17 protein-coding genes are annotated in these 17,231 nt (G+C 39.9%); 3 read left to right on the forward strand and 14 right to left on the reverse strand.

What is annotated here, in order from left to right; all coding sequences use genetic code 11:
* Position 1: 1 nt before the first annotated feature.
* From GTQ34_RS01555 to GTQ34_RS01605, 11 genes are all read right to left on the reverse strand, one after another.
* On the reverse strand, positions 2 to 1,351 hold the full coding sequence (locus GTQ34_RS01555; RefSeq protein WP_313790398.1) for an MBOAT family O-acyltransferase: 1,350 nt from the start codon (positions 1,349 to 1,351) through the stop codon (positions 2 to 4).
* Positions 1,352 to 1,500: 149 nt separating this feature from the next.
* Positions 1,501 to 2,730, reverse strand: a complete 1,230-nt coding sequence (locus GTQ34_RS01560) for a GNAT family N-acetyltransferase (protein WP_166522000.1) — start codon at positions 2,728 to 2,730, stop codon at positions 1,501 to 1,503.
* On the reverse strand, positions 2,723 to 3,805 hold the full coding sequence (locus tag GTQ34_RS01565; RefSeq protein ID WP_166522001.1) for a GNAT family N-acetyltransferase: 1,083 nt from the start codon (positions 3,803 to 3,805) through the stop codon (positions 2,723 to 2,725). Before GTQ34_RS01565 ends, GTQ34_RS01560 begins: the two co-directional genes overlap by 8 nt.
* Positions 3,806 to 4,000: 195 nt before the next feature.
* Positions 4,001 to 4,351, reverse strand: a complete 351-nt coding sequence (locus GTQ34_RS01570; protein ID WP_166522002.1) for a DUF6515 family protein — start codon at positions 4,349 to 4,351, stop codon at positions 4,001 to 4,003.
* 109 nt (positions 4,352 to 4,460) lie between these two features.
* Positions 4,461 to 4,901 carry a hypothetical protein gene (locus GTQ34_RS01575; RefSeq protein WP_166522003.1) on the reverse strand — a complete coding sequence of 147 codons (441 nt, stop codon included), beginning with the start codon at positions 4,899 to 4,901 and terminating at the stop codon, positions 4,461 to 4,463.
* On the reverse strand, positions 4,894 to 5,427 hold the full coding sequence (locus GTQ34_RS01580) for a hypothetical protein (protein WP_166522004.1): 534 nt from the start codon (positions 5,425 to 5,427) through the stop codon (positions 4,894 to 4,896). Before GTQ34_RS01580 ends, GTQ34_RS01575 begins: the two co-directional genes overlap by 8 nt.
* A gap of 33 nt (positions 5,428 to 5,460) precedes the next feature.
* A complete protein-coding gene (locus tag GTQ34_RS01585) occupies positions 5,461 to 6,003 on the reverse strand; it encodes an RNA polymerase sigma factor (protein ID WP_166522005.1) in 543 nt (180 codons plus the stop codon).
* Between the two features lie 269 nt (positions 6,004 to 6,272).
* Entirely contained in the window at positions 6,273 to 8,099 is a 1,827-nt protein-coding gene (locus tag GTQ34_RS01590) for an ABC transporter ATP-binding protein (RefSeq protein ID WP_166522006.1), read from the reverse strand.
* 4 nt (positions 8,100 to 8,103) lie between these two features.
* Positions 8,104 to 9,810: a phospho-sugar mutase gene (locus GTQ34_RS01595; RefSeq protein ID WP_166522007.1), complete on the reverse strand. Its 1,707-nt coding sequence runs from the start codon at positions 9,808 to 9,810 to the stop codon at positions 8,104 to 8,106.
* 52 nt (positions 9,811 to 9,862) lie between these two features.
* Entirely contained in the window at positions 9,863 to 10,810 is a 948-nt protein-coding gene (locus tag GTQ34_RS01600) for a glycosyltransferase family 2 protein (protein ID WP_166522008.1), read from the reverse strand.
* 43 nt (positions 10,811 to 10,853) lie between these two features.
* A complete protein-coding gene (locus GTQ34_RS01605) occupies positions 10,854 to 11,372 on the reverse strand; it encodes a DUF4199 domain-containing protein (RefSeq protein WP_166522009.1) in 519 nt (172 codons plus the stop codon).
* A 162-nt stretch (positions 11,373 to 11,534) separates the two neighbouring features.
* Between GTQ34_RS01605 and GTQ34_RS01610 the strand changes: the two genes are divergently transcribed.
* Positions 11,535 to 11,804: a type B 50S ribosomal protein L31 gene (locus tag GTQ34_RS01610; RefSeq protein ID WP_166522010.1), complete on the forward strand. Its 270-nt coding sequence runs from the start codon at positions 11,535 to 11,537 to the stop codon at positions 11,802 to 11,804.
* Between the two features lie 82 nt (positions 11,805 to 11,886).
* Positions 11,887 to 13,062 (forward strand): GlmU family protein, encoded by a 1,176-nt coding sequence (locus tag GTQ34_RS01615; protein WP_166522011.1) that lies wholly within the window; start codon positions 11,887 to 11,889, stop codon positions 13,060 to 13,062.
* 155 nt (positions 13,063 to 13,217) lie between these two features.
* Here GTQ34_RS01615 and GTQ34_RS01620 read toward each other — a convergent pair whose 3' ends face one another.
* The 3 genes from GTQ34_RS01620 to GTQ34_RS01630 all read right to left on the reverse strand — a co-directional run bounded on the left by GTQ34_RS01620 (position 13,218) and on the right by GTQ34_RS01630 (position 15,632).
* Positions 13,218 to 14,135, reverse strand: coding sequence for an AlbA family DNA-binding domain-containing protein (locus GTQ34_RS01620; protein ID WP_166522012.1), 918 nt, complete (start codon positions 14,133 to 14,135; stop codon positions 13,218 to 13,220).
* A 164-nt stretch (positions 14,136 to 14,299) separates the two neighbouring features.
* Positions 14,300 to 14,920, reverse strand: a complete 621-nt coding sequence (locus GTQ34_RS01625) for a hypothetical protein (RefSeq protein WP_166522013.1) — start codon at positions 14,918 to 14,920, stop codon at positions 14,300 to 14,302.
* Positions 14,921 to 15,287: 367 nt separating this feature from the next.
* Positions 15,288 to 15,632, reverse strand: coding sequence for a hypothetical protein (locus GTQ34_RS01630; protein WP_166522014.1), 345 nt, complete (start codon positions 15,630 to 15,632; stop codon positions 15,288 to 15,290).
* A gap of 231 nt (positions 15,633 to 15,863) precedes the next feature.
* Here GTQ34_RS01630 and mtaB point away from each other — a divergent pair, with 231 nt between their 5' ends.
* The gene (gene mtaB / locus GTQ34_RS01635; protein ID WP_166522015.1) at positions 15,864 to 17,192 is read left to right on the forward strand and encodes a tRNA (N(6)-L-threonylcarbamoyladenosine(37)-C(2))-methylthiotransferase MtaB; all 1,329 of its coding nucleotides are present in this window, start codon (positions 15,864 to 15,866) and stop codon (positions 17,190 to 17,192) included.
* Positions 17,193 to 17,231: the final 39 nt, after the last annotated feature.

Here is a 17,231-nt window from a genome sequence, read left to right on the forward strand (position 1 = left end):
GCTAAAATTGAAAATAAATGAACGAGCGATCTATGCCATCATCGTAGAACAACAAAATACTGAAAATCACCAACGTGTAGGCCCAGAATCTCACAAATCGTGACTTAAATTTGAAAGGATTGCGTTCGTCTTTTCGTATCAGAAACTCATAAATGACAAAAAGACCCAATAGAACAAAATAATCAACCAAACGATACCCCATTGGATGAATATAGGGCTCCCAACGAAAATCCGTGAAAAGTCTTTGAATAAATATAAAAGAGTCATTCAATGACTCCGATCTAAAAAAAATGCGGGAAAAAGTAACTATGGAAAAAGTGGCAAATAATTGTCCTATTTCCTTAAATGAGGGCAAAAAAGTATTCTGAGCGACAACGGTATTCTTATATATGGTGTTACGTCCCATTAAAAAAACGGGGATATAGGCTAAGGCATGGAATGCGCCCCAGAATATAAATGTCCAGTTAGCACCGTGCCAAAAACCACTTACCAAAAACACGATACAAATATTGCGTATTGATTTCAATTTTCCCACCCTTGAACCTCCCAATGGGATGTACAGATAATGGCGAAACCATGTGGACAGTGAAGTATGCCATCGTTGCCAATATTCTGCCACATTTCTGGAAAAATTTGGGAACCTGAAGTTTGACATCAATTCAATGCCAAAAAGTTTGGCCGTTCCTATAGCAATATCGGAGTAGCCCGAAAAGTCGCCATACACCTGAAAACTGAACAAGGTCACTCCCAATACCAAAGTTGATGCTGAAAATGCGTCGTAGTGGGCAAATATGTCGTCGACCATTGGGGCTATACCATCTGCAATTACCATTTTTTTGAACAACCCCCATAAAATAAGTTTTAATCCCTCAACAATCTGTTCGTACTTGAACGTTCTTTTACGGGTCATTTGCCCTAAAAGGTTAGAAGCCCTTTCAATGGGTCCAGCGACCAATTGCGGAAAGAAGGCAACAAATGTTGCAAAGTTTAAAAGGCTCTTGGTGGGCTTTATCCTCTTGTAATAGATATCTAGAGAATAGGACATAGTCTGAAACGTGTAAAAGGAAATTCCTACGGGGAGAATGATATTCAATGTCCACGTACTTTGGATGGAATAGCCAAATAAATCTATCATATCCACAAAGGAACCTACAAAGAAGTTATAGTATTTGAAAAAACCCAATAGCGACACATTGAAAACAATGCTACACCACAAAAACAATCTACCTGATTTATGCTGCTTCTGCTCCCTATGGATTGCCAATCCCATTACGTAGTCGACTATGGTGCTAGCTAGTATTAAAAAAAGAAAACGCCAATCCCAAAGTCCATAGAAAACATAACTTGCCATAAGAACCAATGCGTTTTGGACTTTGAGGTTGTTGAATTTGGCAACGACCCAGTACAACACAAAAATTGTGGGAAGAAAAATTAGATATTCTACGGAATTGAAAAGCATGTTTACAAATATCTTACTAAGATGAACACTTGTACAAAAGATTAAGTGAAAGAGGCTATTTTATCGGTTTTGCTGCCCTTGAACAGGTATTGCCCCATATCATCTATTTTATAAATAACTACATTTTTCGAAGCTTCCCCGTATAGATACAAAAACTCAAAAAGCATTTTTTTTACTTCGTGTTCATTTGCATCAACTCTTGTCAAGGAGTAATTGCTCTTTGGGTCAAAGTTTTTGAAAATCAACCTCTTACTTATTTTTTCTTTGCTGACTTCAGCATCTTTCTTTTTTGACTTTAAGGCAAAACGGAACTTACTCAATAAAAGGTTGAGGTTTCGTTCTCTAAGATATTGTTTAAAAGCAAAGAAGTTGCCTAAGAAGAACGCACTTATTATGGACATTGGAGATTTCGGGTCGCTAAGTATATGGTATTCAAAATCATATTGTTTAGTAGCCCATCTGGTTTTATAGTCAAAATAGCCTTTCGAAAAATCAAGAATTTTAAACTGGTTTTCTATCCCCCATTGAATCAATAACATGATATTTACTGAGCCCAGATGGAATTTGGCATAATCGATATTGAAAACGGTAATGGCATCAAAGATTATATCCTTGGAAAAATAGGTGAGTGTTATTGCGATCGGTTCATCTCCATTAAAGATTGTAAAAAGACCTGCGTCTCCTTTTTGAATCATGGGGAAAGCCACTTTTTTATAGAACTTCCATTCTTTGTGATCCAAATTGTTATTATGTTCCCCTTTCCCTTCAAACCTTTTTTGTAACAGAAGCTTGAATTTTTCAAAAATCAATTCAAATTCCGATTTACCCATTTCGTTCCTATACATCTTGTATTTAATCTCAAAACATTGAGTGAGCCTGCGGCGATACTTGTTTAGTTTATACCTGCTTGATTTTTTGAATTTTTTTTGCATAAAATCCTGTAGGCTATTGAACAAATGGAGTTCTATAAGAAACCCAGGGTATTGTTTGATTTTTTTTAGTTTAGATCCTTTTGAAGGGAATGTTAAGGGACAGGCAAAGTACGATGGCACATCATAGACTAAACAGGTTTTTCCTTTAAGGGAAATAGCATTATCGGTTGTGTAATAAATACCCTTGGTGATAGTTTTTCCCAAATTGATGAATACTCTGCCTTGCTCATAAAATTCTATCTTGCCAATACCTTTGATCTTGGTTCTGGTCTTTTGTTTTCCAAAGCTTTCGGACCATATTTTAACAAATGTTTCCGATGAGAAAGGGTTATCAGTCATTGCCCAAACAGTTTATTTGGGAAATCTCTACTTCGGGTGAAGTCGCATCACGATATAATGGAAAAAAACAAGCACCCTTATTCTTTTTGGTGTAGTCCAACGTTTCTTTTTGCATCATTAAATCATGATATTTCTTTTCATCAACAACATACTGCCAAGAGCAGAATTCCCTGTAATCGTTAGAGAATCTCGATTTAAAGTAAAATAGGGAGTCTTGGTTTTGTCCACCTAAACCTCCTCCTAGATTGAAATTTGCAAACCCTTCTTTTGTAGCTTGGATCCTTACATGGTCTATAAGTAACTTGATTGGGTTCAGATGTACGTATTCTTTTTTGACGCCCGAAAGATGATATTGTACTATCCCATTATTTTTGGTAAAAATGCCACCGCCTGCAAAATTGCCCGTCTCCTTGTGTTTAGCAACAACAAGTTGGGCATTTATTTGGGGACTGGCCAATAATTCATAGAAATATTGCTTTCCAAAGAAATAGCTTGGTTGGGCCAATACCCGTTTCATATTTTCGCAATACGTAGCTATAAATGTATCCAGGCACTTTTCACAATGCCCATCTAAGATTTGATAATTCTTGGACTCCTTATTAATATAGGTCTTCAATCGCTTGCTATACTGTTTTTTCTGCTCTTCCAAGCTCTTTGTCAGGTCAATGTTCACTACGTTTCCATGAGAAACAATTTGCCCTAGTCCTTTCAAAATGTTTTTTTGATTTGAGATATAAGGATGAAGTCTGGAAAACACGGACACAACTTGGTTTTCTCTTAAGAAAACCTGCAAACTTCTTTTAAATTCCTCATTGTTAAAATCTGCTCCAAGTTTACTGCTTACGGGACCCACATAACCATAAGCTGAAGTTGCATCTTTCCATGTAGTTCCTTCAATTTCCCTAATTAGTAATGGTATTGCAACGAGTTTTTCGTCGTTTGTGGATACAATTAGGACCGGTCTTTCTCCTTCTTTTTTTGAGATATGGTGGTAATCATAGGTGTGATAGAAGTCCGTCTCTTCGCATTTTTCCAATACTTCACCCCATGCATTTCTATCCTCAATGATTCTCATTTTCTCTTTTTGAGATCCATGGCAAATTAGCTGATCAAAACTGTTAATGGTATGACAAAAGTCATTTGCAAAGGTAAAAGGGTTGAAGGGTAAAAAAAATCGACGAAATTGATGCTCCCAGGGAAGTACAAAAAAAGAGCGACAATTTTATTACCGCTCTTCAACTAAAAACTAACCAAACCAACCAAACTAATTCTATACAGTTACGACTACAAAGTGTCTCCCTCTTTTTTTGTACCAGACTCCTCGATATCTATAGAGTCTTTTTCCATTAACGTGCACCACCCTGTGTGCTCTTGGAAGTTTGGTGACCTTGAAGCCAGCCGGAGCGGCACATACTACATATTTTCTTCCCCTTGCTCTATACCAGATGCCATCGGCGACGTAGTATGAAGTTCTTTGATGCACCACAACGCGTGGCTTTGAAATGGTGGTGACAACTGTTCCATGTTTTGGGTATACATGAACCACTTTGGTTTGGGCATTTGTTAGCGCCATGCCTGCTAAAAGTGCCATAGAGATAAAAAGTGTTTTCAAAGCTTTCATACTGCAGATTTTTATGGATTTGTACCAGTAGGACCAAGGTTTTGATGAAAGGTTTAATGAAAAAGGAGCCTTTTGAGCTCCTTTTTGTGTAGTTTGTCGAAATGTGGGTTCATCGCCCTTGACGGCGCTTTCTAAACTGTTGCAACAAGCGTTTTTTGAAATCTTCCTCAGCCTTGATCAACAGCAATACTTTTCTTGGGGGGATGACCTTGCGTATGCGTGCTATAAAATTTTGATTGGTACCGTGCTTTTCAGTTTCGAGGGTCAATAGTTCATCCAAGAGGTCGGAGGCTTCTGAATCGGACAATGCTTCTGGGGACGATGCCCTAGAACCAAACTCAGCCCGCTCTTTTCTCCTTATGGCTTCCAGCTGCTCTTCATGCTCGTTATAAATCGGCCAAAACTGTTGGGCCTCCTTGCTGGTCAACCCCACCCTTTCTGTTATAAAGGCAACCTTAAGTGTTTTTATTCGCTCCCTGACCGGACCTTGGGCCTGTGACCAAAAGAATCCAGCCAAAAACACAAATAGAAAGCATACTTTTTTATTCATAATCGCTGTAATCTAAATTTAATTCTTCAATATCCTCTACATTTTCATCCAAATACTCCAATATGTTTTCATCCTCAATATCATCTTCCAAAACGTCGTTAAGTTCTATATCTTCCAAGGAGACCATTTCTGCAATCTCATAGCTGCTCATATCGAGTTCCGAGATGTTTAAATAGTTTTCTATCTCTGCACTGGCCAAATCTTCAAAGGCGATGGCGGCATCTGATTTCCAAATCGGTGTAAAAACCAATAGGAATATAGCTGCCACCGCTGCTGCTGCATAAAACAGCTTTCTATACGGATTTAATTGAACAAGCTTGCCCCTTTCGGTTTCTCTTATTTTGGATGATATTTTTTCATTGAAGCCTTCAAAATAACCTTCCGGAATGGAAAAACCATCCGTTTTTGGAATTACATCGGAAGCTTCTTCGATTTTTTCTTGGTTTATTTTGTCCATGAGTCGGTCATGGAAGTTCTCAAAATAACCTTCCGGGGTGTTGAAACTATTTTTTTTGTCTTTTTTCATCTTTGTGGTTTGACCTTTTTTTGCTTCAAAGGTTTAATCTTCCTTAAGATACGCTTCTATTTTCTTTACTGCCAAGTGGTAGGAAGCTTTCAAGCCACCTACCGATGTTTCCAATACTTCAGAAATATCATCATATTTCATTTCTTGAAAATACTTCATGGTGAACACCAATTTTTGCTTATCGGGTAAGGAGGCCATTGCTTTTTGCAATTTCAATTGAATTTCATCTCCCTCAAAATACACATCCGATTGCAGATTTTCTAGCATGGTATTTTTCAACTCCTCATCGCTAACACCTAATTTTTTTGATTTTTGTTTTAAAAAGGTAAGGGATTCATTGGTGGCTATTCGGTACATCCATGAAAATAGTTTGCTTTCTCCTTTAAATCCCCCAATATTTCTATATACTTTGATAAAGGTATTTTGAAGCACATCATCGGCATCGTCATGATTGAGCACGATTCTTCGAATGTGCCAATACAGTCGCTCTTTGTAAGTGTTTACCAACACCTCAAAGGCTTTTGCTTGTGTTTCTTCCTGTTTTAGTTCTTTGACTAAGGTTTCCTCAGCAATCAATTGTCCGTGCAATTTGGTGCTATGACTTCTGTAAAGGTAAAAGGTTTAATATTTCAACAATCAATTTGCAATGGCCAATTATCAATCGTCAATTAACAGAGCCGCTTGTCCATTTTGAGTAAGCAAAAAATCTATAGAATTTGTTGGATGGGATTTGTTGTAAATTTTTGTTTGACAAGAAATGCACAAATATCAACGAATTTTTGATGTCGCTCGGTCATTTTGAACGAAAGTGGGAAATCTTAGAACTATTAATCGAATTATTGGACCTAAGCAGTGAAAGATTGCATTTCCACCAACTTTTTATATCCTTTTTTGGATTTCATCAACTCTTCGTGGGTACCTTGTTCCACAATTTTTCCTTTGCTCAGCACAACTATGGAATCTGCATTTTGAATGGTGGATAAGCGGTGGGCAATGACCAAAGAAGTTCTGTTCCGCATCATTTTCTCAAGGGCATCTTGAACCAACCGTTCGCTTTCCGTGTCTAAGGCTGAAGTTGCTTCGTCCAAAATCATGATAGGCGGATTCTTAAGCACGGCACGTGCTATGGACAGTCGTTGTTTTTGGCCTCCGCTCAGTTTATTGCCACTATCGCCTATATTGGTGTCGTAACCATGTGGAAGCTCCATGATAAAAGCATGGGCGTTGGCCACTTTGGCAGCGGCAATGATCTCATCCAAGGAAGCCTGCTCCTTGCCCAAGGCAATGTTGTTTTTTACCGTGTCGTTGAACAAAATAGAATCTTGCGTCACCAGTCCCATCAGACCTCGCAATGATCTTTTACTAATATCTTTGATGTTGATGCCATCTATTTGAATTTCACCTTGGTTAACGTCATAAAAGCGGGTTACCAAGTTGGCTACGGTACTTTTTCCACTTCCAGACTGGCCCACTAGGGCTACGGTCTGGCCCTTTTTAACTTCAAGGTCAAAACCTTTTAGCACGTAGTCATCCTCATATTTGAATGAGATGTTTTTGAGGGCAATTCCTGTATTGAAATCGCTCTTGTCAACGGCGTTTTCTACATCTTTTATGGGATTTTCAGCCTCCAAAATTTCCAAGACACGTTCCGCAGCTGCATTTCCTTTCTTTACTCCATAGGAGGCTTTGCTTATTGCTTTGGCCGGGGTCAGGATGTTATAGGCCAATCCCATATAGGCAATAAACGAAGAAGCATCCAAGGTTTGGTCCACCAACACCATTTTACCGCCGAACCATAGTAGCACCCCTATAACCAATATGCCCAAGAACTCACCCGTGGGCGAGGCCAAGTTCTGCCGGTTCAACAAGGAATTGGAAAACTTGAAAAATCGTTCTGTGGAACTTTTGAATGTATTGTAGAATTTAGATTCTGCATTGAATGCCTTTACCACGCGAAGACCGCCCAGGGTTTCCTCTACGATGGAAAGAAATTCTCCTTGCTCTTTTTGGACCCGGTCAGATTTCCGTTTAAGGGATTTTCCAATCCTAGAGATGATCATACCTGCTATTGGGATGAAAATAAAAACAAAAAGTGTGAGCTTGGTGCTGATTCCAAACATCACCAAAATGGTAAAGAAAATCGTTAATGGTTCACGGACAATCAATTCTAAAATGGAAAGAAATGAATGTTGTATTTCCAATACATCGGAAGTGATGCGTGCGATGACATCACCTTTTCTTTTTTCGGAAAAAAAGAAAATAGGAAGGTCGACTATTTTGTGATACATCTTGTTTCGGATGTCCTTGAGCACACCATTTCTTAAAAAGGTGATGAAGTACATTGCCAAATAATTGAACAGGTTTTTCAATAAAAAGAGGGCCAACACCAAACTGATTACCAAAACAAGACCTTTCATGTCATCATCCCCGGAATATTCCGTAACCTGATAGTTGATATAATCTTGCAGATAATCCTTTAGTTTGCCGAAACCTTGATAAATAGGTTTGGCATATACTTTCTGTTCTGGCTTAAAGAGCACATCCAGCATGGGAATAAGTGCTGCAAAGGACAGTGCACTGAACAGTGCATATAGAATATTGAAAAAGATATTCAAAGCACCGTATCTGCGATATGGGGCCGCAAACCGGAGAATTTTTTTAAAGTAGTTCATTCACCTATAAATTCAATTCTGATTGTATGCCGTCCAATTTGGCTTCCAGCCGCGAATTTACGGATTTAAAATCCTCCGCTTTTTCCAATTCGGCATTGGTGCTGATATAAAACTTCACCTTGGGCTCTGTGCCACTCGGTCGGGCAGCAATTCGAGTCCCATCTTCCGTTTCGTAAATCAACACATTGGATTTGGGTAAATCAATGGTTCTCTCCTCACCAGTCTGTACGTTTTTAACAACGGAGGTATTGTAGTCTTCAATATACAGTAGGTTAGAGCCCTGAACAGATTTTACTGGATTGTCCTTAAAGTCCTTTAGCATTTGCTTGATTTCTTCCGCGCCGCTGATTCCTTTTTTAGTAAGCGATATCAACTTTTCTTTGTAAAAACCGAACTGCACGTAGCAATCAATCAATTCTTCATAAAATGAACTGCCCTTGGCTTTGGCATCTGCTGCTATTTCACAGGCCAATAGGGTAGAGGTCACGGCATCCTTATCCCGTACAAAATCTCCGACCATATAACCAAAGCTTTCCTCTCCTCCTCCAATGAAGTTGGAATCAGGAAAATCTTTGATCATTTTACCGATCCATTTGAATCCGGTAAGGGCGGTTTTGAATTCTACGCCGTAAGCTTTCGCCATTTGCTCCATCATCGGGGTGGATACGATGGTGGTGGCTATAAACTCATTGCCTTGGAAACCTTTTTGTTTGTGTTGGTCCAAAAGAAACTTGGTCATTAACACCATGGTTTGGTTGCCATTCAGCAGTTCCATGTCGCCATCCAAGTTACGCACTGCGATTCCCAATCGGTCACTGTCGGGGTCGGTGCCCACTACCATGTCGGCACCCAGTTCTTCGGCTTTTTTTATGGCCAGGGCCAGGGCCGCAGGTTCTTCGGGATTTGGCGACGCTACCGTGGGAAAAGACCCATCAGGCTTTGCCTGCTCTTCAATAATGCTGACATGTTTGTATCCAGCTCTTTTTAGTACTTCTGGAATTGCTGTAATCGACGTACCATGCAAGGAAGTGAACACAATTTTAAAGTTGTCCTTGCCCTTGGCATTGAAATTTCCATTTTGAACCGAAGCTTCAAAAAAGGCTTCGTCAACCTCTTTATCAATATGGTGGATTAAGTTATTCTGAGCGTTGAAATTGATGTCCTCAAAAGAAATTGCATTTATTTCAGCTATAATTTCCCCATCCTGAGGGGGTACAATTTGGCCGCCATCGGACCAATATACTTTATACCCATTGTATTCTGGCGGATTATGAGAAGCGGTCAACACGATTCCCGCATGGCACCCTAAATATCGTACCGCAAAGGAAAGTTCTGGGGTGGTGCGTAGTTCAGAAAAAAGATAAACGGTTATCCCATTGGCTGAAAAAACCTCAGCAACAATTTGGGCCAGGGTATCCGAATTATGCCTACAGTCGTAAGCAATCACCACTTTCTGGTCATCATTTGGGTGTGTTTTCTTGAGGTAGTTGCTCAGCCCTTGAGTACTCTTCCCCAATGTATATTTATTGATGCGGTTGGTACCAACACCCATAACACCACGCATTCCCCCAGTTCCAAATTCCAGATTTTTATAAAAACGTTCCTTCAGTTCTTCCGGATTGTTTTTTAGGAGGTCTTGAATTTCACTTTTAGTGTCTTTATCAAAAAAATCGGTGAGCCAGGATTTGGCAGTGGCTTCTGTAGCATCCATAAAGTTGTATTTGTGAATTTAAAAATACAAAGTTTGAGGGTTTGGGAACTCCTTATAAATTAATTTTGTGCGAAATGGTGTAACGCGTGTCATTTTTTCTGGAGCGCACCATGATTTCACCCAAAAATCCGGCCAAAAAAAACTGGACACCTATAATCATTGCTGTCAATGCAATAAAGAACTGGGGACGGTCGGTGATGAGTCTTCCCATTGGGTTGAAGAACAATTTATCTATCCCTAGATAAAGCGCAAAACCAAAACCCACGATGGACATTAGTACCCCCAGTGCCCCAAACAAGTGCATGGGCCGACGACCAAATTTGGAAACAAACCAAATGGTCACCAAGTCTAAAAAACCGTTGATGAAGCGTTCTGCGCCAAATTTCGTCTTACCATATTTTCGGGCCTGGTGCTGAACTACTTTTTCAGTGATATTGGAAAAGCCTGCATTCTTGGCCAATACGGGAATGTACCGGTGCATTTCACCGGAAACCTCAATATTTTTGATCACATTCCTGTTAAATGCCTTAAGCCCACAATTGAAATCATGCAACCGCACGCCAGAAGTCTTACGGGCCGCCCAATTGAAAAGTTTGGAGGGAATGTTTTTGGTGATGAGAGCATCATACCGCTTCTTTTTCCAACCTGACACCAAATGATGGCCATTTTCTTGGACCATGCGGTAAAGTTCTGGTATTTCTTCGGGGTTGTCCTGCAAATCGGCATCCATGGTAACGACCACCTCGCCTTGGGCAGCCTTGAAACCGGCATGCAATGCCTGCGACTTACCAAAGTTCTTTAAAAAGCGGAGCCCTTTAACGTGCTCATTTCTTTGGGACAGCTCGGTAATTATCTCCCATGAAGCGTCGGTACTACCATCATCAATAAAGATAATTTCATATAAAAAATGATTGGATTGCATCACGTGTACAATCCAATCATGTAATTCGTTCAACGATTCTTGTTCGTTAAGTAAAGGAATAACAATGGAAATCTGCATTGCTTTTTTCTGGAATTCCCTTCAAAAGTAGCACTTTTTTGACTTAATAGGCAGGCTTGGCCTTTTTCAAAATAAGTCCGGTAACCAAACCGAGTGCAAGACCAATAAGGATGTTGATGATCAAGATGACCGGATAACCCATCCACCAAAATTTGATGCTCTGTTCTTTTTGCAGGTCAAACTGCTCTTGGGTAATTTCTCCGTTCATCAGTGCCGGGCCCAAGCGTGCATCCATGATCTTGGAAGGGGCATCGGGGTCGATATAGTTGACCAACACAAAGTTGTAAAGAATACCAATAATCCCTGCGATCAATGCGATACCGGCCCCAATTTTCAAAGCCTCGCTTAAGGTAAGGTATCCTCCATTCGCTTTTTTAAAGGCCGTAATTCCCAAAAAGGTAACCACAGCGGCCATTACGATTCCAATCACCATAAGTGCTGGACTTTGTGAGGTGTGCATGTCCTGGGTGTACAGCATAATTCCAAAGATGACGCTTATTCCTCCCAGAATTAACCCGTAGTTAAAGGAAATTTTTCCGGTTTTAGGTTGTTGTTCTTCCATGTCTTTTATTTTTAGTGTTGATTGCGGTTTGTTAGTGGTTTTTGGACAGCATTTGTTACAACTAAAGGTACTTTTTTTCTTTTTTAAGGTCTTGGGGTTGTCGATATAAAAGAAATCATTAAATTTGCACCTCGAAAATTCGGAGATTAAGTATTTAAGACGATGAGAAAAGGCATACACCCAGAAAATTATAGATTGGTGGCATTCAAGGACATGTCCAACGATGATGTGTTCATCACAAAGTCCACTGCAGAAGCCAAGGAAACCATTACTGTTGATGGCGTTGAGTATCCTTTGGTGAAGTTGGAAATTTCCAGAACATCACACCCATACTATACGGGCAAGACCAAATTGGTGGATACCGCTGGTAGGATCGATAAGTTCAAAAACAAATACAAGAAGTTTAAGAAAGAAGAGAAGGAGGCCGAGTAGGTTTACCTTTTCAACGAAATAACACCGACGCTCCTGATGGTTTTCAGGGGCGTTTTTTATTTTTGTGCATATACCACATACCATGAACTACATCATAGCTGACGGAACCACTCGTAATGCCTTATTGCCCTTTACCTTTACTAGACCTGTGGCGGACATCCGTGTGGGCATTTTGACCGTTCGTGAAAAGTGGGAAAAATGGTTGGGAACATCGTGTAGCAGTAAAACGGAAGCGTATCTCTCCAAAAAGTTCCCCTTGAAAGCCACTGATGCCAATGTAGTCATCTATGGACAGTATTTGCCAAACAAGGCGCTGGTGGAAAGTATTCGTGAACTAAAGGTAGGGGAGGCCTTGGTTTCCGAAGGAAAACCCTTGGCCTATGCCACAGTGCATCCTGAGAACGACTTCAGTTTTTCCGATTACCGCTCTGTGTCGTTTAAGGGTGATATCATGCAAATTGAATATACCTGGGATATTTTCTCCAAGAATGGGGAGGCCCTGCAGGCCGATTTTGAATTGTTGACCGCAGGCCGAAAGAGTCAACCGCTTTCCGGGACCAACCAGACGGTGAACCCAGAGAACATTTTCTTGGAAGAAGGCGCCAAAGTGGAGTTCAGTATTTTGAATGCTTCCACAGGTCCCATTTACATTGGGAAAAATGCCGAGATTATGGAAGGTTGTATCGTTCGAGGTGGATTGGCCCTTTGCGACAATGCCGTTTTAAAGATGGGTGCCAAGATTTACGGCCCCACCACGGCGGGGCCTTATTGTAAATTGGGCGGCGAGGTGAACAACGCCGTGCTTTTTGCCTATTCCAACAAAGGGCACGACGGATTTTTGGGCAACTCGGTGTTGGGGGAGTGGTGCAACCTTGGGGCGGATACCAATACCTCCAACCTAAAGAACAACTACGCACCCGTGCGCTTGTGGAGCTACAAAACCGAAGGTTTTGCCAAAACGGGATTGCAGTTTTGTGGGTTGATGATGGGTGACCACAGCAAATGTGGCATCGATACCATGTTCAATACCGGAACAGTGATTGGTGTAAGCACCAATATTTTTGGCAGCGGCTTTCCCCGTAACTTTGTGCCCTCCTTTAGTTGGGGGGGTGCCTCGGGCTTTACCACTTTTTTGCCCAAAAAGGCCTTTGAAGTGGCTACGGCCATGATGCAGCGTCGGGGGATGACCTTTGATGAAAAGGAGCAAGGTATTTTGGAGCAGGTTTTTGAACTGACCAAAAAGTGGCGGAATTACTAAAAAATCTTGGAAGTTTCGTTATCGTGTTCGTGTATGGTTAGTTGCGGATAAATCCGCGAGGATTTTCCGCTATATTGATTTTTAATAAAGGTAGGAATTTTTCTTTTGCTTAACCAACAGTGCAATTAATTATACACGTTGTTGTATGCAGTATTTTATTCAAACCCCTTTAGAGTTTTTCCTAAATCCGATTCCATTATATCTTCACCGTTCGGATAATAAAGTCGAATTTCTAATTTTATGCTTTCTACAATTTCGTAGAATTCATCTTTTCTAAAAGCAAAATTTATTCTTACTGTATTTAATGATTCATTTGGATATATAGGTGTTTCTCCATTAATACTTACCTTGACTCTATTATTTTCAAGTCTCGTATAATTCATATTTTTATTTGTACCATTCTTGTTTTCCAAAATTCTCATTCCTTTTGAGAAGTCTATGAAGTAGATATTTACTTTGTAAGTGTCCTCCATTTTTTCACCTTCATTATATACGTCAACTTCAAGGCTATATTCATATTCCTCACTTTCTTCATCGACTTCTAACTTTGAAATCAAAGATTGAGCTAATATTAATTTTGACTTAACTTTTCTGCCATAAAGTTGTCTTACTTCATATTCTTCCATTGGTACAGATTCGAAGTTAAATCGCTTGTAGTATTTTTTATCTCGAGCCATATGAGGTGCGTCAAGACTCGATGGTATTTGAACTACGTAAATTGTATTTGAGATAATTCCACTATTCCTGATTGGAAATATTTTTAAATCTGGTATATTTCTGTTTACTGTAGAACTTATAATTTGCTCTAACCATTCTTTTGTGAACACATTTCCATCTATAAACGAAAAGTCATGGGCTTTGTGGTTTTTCTCTTCAATGCCATAAATTATTATTCCACCATCTGAATTGGCGAATGCTGACACATCTTTGGACACTTCTTTTTTTTGTCCATCTTTTTTAGAAAGTGCTCCAGCCGATTTGAATTCAATATGTATAGATTCCTCTATCTCATTTTCAATAAAAGACTTGATTGTTTCAAAATCGTATGACTCTAATTTATGTAGTTCTTTCATATTTCAGGCACGTGTCAATATTGCATACAACGGTCTCGTATAACCGTCAGTTACGGGTTTATATGCGTTAATTTTCGGTTTGGCACTGACTTTAGCAATTCCGAGTGGATTCGGAGTAGTCGAATCCGCCGTAATTGCGATTATACATTGTTGTAAGCAGTTTTTTACTGTCCATATATCGCTGCTAAAATCAAAGGAATGGTTATTAAAACAGAAATAATAGCTGGTTTTATCCAACTTCTTTTTCTGTGCTGAAATTCTTTTCCGATAAATCTATTCCAGAAATATTCTGTCAAAATTCCTCCGCCAGCAATATTAAAAATCAAAGCAATATTACCTCCAATGTTCAATGAGTTCACAACCACAAGCGTAATAATCGTATATAAAATTCCAAAAATCAAAACTTGAATTCTCCCAGTTTGATTGTCGGTTTGCTTCATATTGTACATTAGTAAAACTGCTCCGAAAATCGTCGAGAATAATCCAGAAAACACCATAATTACTTTTTTTGAATGAAGTTCAGGCGCATTTGGGTCGTCCGTTATATTGTTTTTCTTTTTGTGTTCCTTGATAGTTTTTTCACGAGCAATCTCTTTTTTCTCTTTTTCTATTTTGATTTCGCTTTCAACAGATTCCAATTCAGGTGTTTTTCCGTTTCTCTCTTTCAGAATATGGATTGAAGCTGCGACAGCTTGTTCGTTGTAACTTTTTTTATTTTCTAAAATATATTCTAATTCCGAGTCAGTTTTATGTTGGAACTTTTCAATAAATCTATTTTCGCTCATTATTTGATTTGGTTCGATTTTGTTGGTTCAAATTGCTTACAACGTATTAAGATATGATTCTGTTTTAATGAATTTATCGACCGATAACGAAGTTAGTCGAAATGGATTACAATTTCAATAAGGGTTTTAGTTGGGGTGTTAAGGAGTTGTCAACAAGTGTTCAAGGGTGAAGGGTTAAAGGTGAAAGGTGAAAGGTGAAGGAAGAAGGGTGAAGGGGAAAGGGTGAAGGGTGAAGGGTGAAGGGGGATGTCAGAGGTATGAGATTGGAAGTTGGATAAAGGGCCCAATGTTTGGGTAATGAACGCCAATGGTAAAGAGCACGGTCAACAACCTGCCCAAGGTTTTTCACACCTAACATCCAACTTTCTTAATCCGCAATCTGGAATGGAATGGCTTCTTCTTTTGAATCGTTTATCAAAAAAATGGTGCCTGCCGTCACCAATGTAATCCCTCCCGCCAAAGCCAAAAAGTTGGTTTTTCTTCGTTTTAAACTGCTTACTTTTTCCTTAGGGAAAGTTACAATGTTCTCGTTGGTTTTTAAGTAAATGTTGTCCTCGGTAGTTTTAGAACAAATGCCTTCAACGGTCTGTCCGTTATACAGGGTCAACTCGTAGGTCTTTCCATTTTTCATTTCCGAAATTTCCCTTGGTTTGTATACTTGACAGCTTTGTAACAGGAAGAAGGCAGCAAAAACTAATATTGTAATTCTCATGAAGAGGTTTTAAACAACCGCAGAACTAAACCAAAACAATTTTTATAATCTGCGACTTAATTATCTTCAACAATAATATATTTTTTTTAAATATTGCTTACAAGGATTATTATTTTGGTGAATGATCTCTTACATCGACGATATCTATGCCTATTTGTCCTGCCAGTTGTTCTCACTACAGCTAACTTTAATCAAATTACTATCTTTGCACCCCTTTTATAAAGGAAAGGCATGAACAAAAAGGTCGCTTTTTATACGCTGGGCTGCAAGCTCAACTTTTCCGAAACTTCCACCATTGCGCGGAGTTTTGAAAAAGAGGATTTTGAGCGGGTGGACTTTTCCGAAAAAGCGGACATTTATGTCATCAACACCTGTTCCGTTACCGAAAATGCTGACAAAAGGTTCAAAACCATTGTAAAACAGGCCCAAAAGAACAATCCTGATGCTTTTGTGGCCGCTGTGGGATGTTATGCCCAGTTAAAACCGGAGGAGCTTGCTGCCGTGGATGGCGTGGATTTGGTGCTCGGCGCCACCGAAAAGTTCAAAATCACGGATTACCTGAATGACCTTTCCAAAAATAATCATGGAGAGGTGCATTCCTGCGAGATCGAGGAGGCTGATTTTTATGTGGGCAGCTACGCCATCGGTGACCGTACCCGTGCTTTTTTAAAGGTCCAGGACGGTTGCGATTACAAATGTACCTACTGCACCATTCCCTTGGCCCGGGGCATATCACGTAGTGATAATCTGGACAATGTATTGCGCAATGCCCGTGAAATTGCTTCGCAGAACATTAAGGAAATTGTACTGACCGGTGTGAACATTGGTGATTACGGCAAAGGCGAGTTTGGAAACAAAAAGCACGAACATACCTTTTTGGATTTGGTCCAAGCACTGGATAGGGTGGAGGGCATCCATCGGTTGCGCATTTCATCCATCGAACCCAATTTATTGAAGAACGAGACCATTCACTTTGTGGCGAACAGCAATACGTTTGTGCCACACTTTCATATTCCCCTTCAAAGCGGTAGCGATGCCATCTTAAAAAAGATGCGCCGCCGTTATCTTACCAATCTCTACGTAGATCGTGTGAAACATATTAGGGAAACCATGCCCCATGCTTGTATTGGTGTGGATGTTATTGTTGGCTTTCCTGGGGAAACCGATGAACATTTTTTGGAGACCTATCATTTTCTAAATGAGCTGGACATTTCTTACCTGCATGTTTTCACCTATTCGGAGCGAGACAATACCCTCGCTGCAGAAATGGAAAACCCAGTGCCCCAACATATCCGTAAAAAGCGGAGCAAAATGTTGCGCGGACTTTCAGTGAAAAAGCGGAGGGCGTTTTACGAAAGCCAATTGGGCAGTGTGCGAACCGTTTTGTTCGAAGGCGAGAACAAATCGGGCTACATCCACGGGTTTACCGAAAACTACGTTAAGGTAAAAGCACCATGGGACCCCTCACTGGTGAATACCCTGCATCAGGTGGAGCTTACCAACATTGATGATGATGGTCTGGTACGGATTGCGTTTGTTTCCGAAACCGTTTCGGCATAAAAAAACCTCCTTAAAAAGGAGGCTTATTATTTTTTAGGC

Source organism: Flagellimonas ochracea, from assembly GCF_009903685.1.
In the GTDB taxonomy this organism is placed as follows: Bacteria; Bacteroidota; Bacteroidia; order Flavobacteriales; family Flavobacteriaceae; genus Flagellimonas; species Flagellimonas ochracea.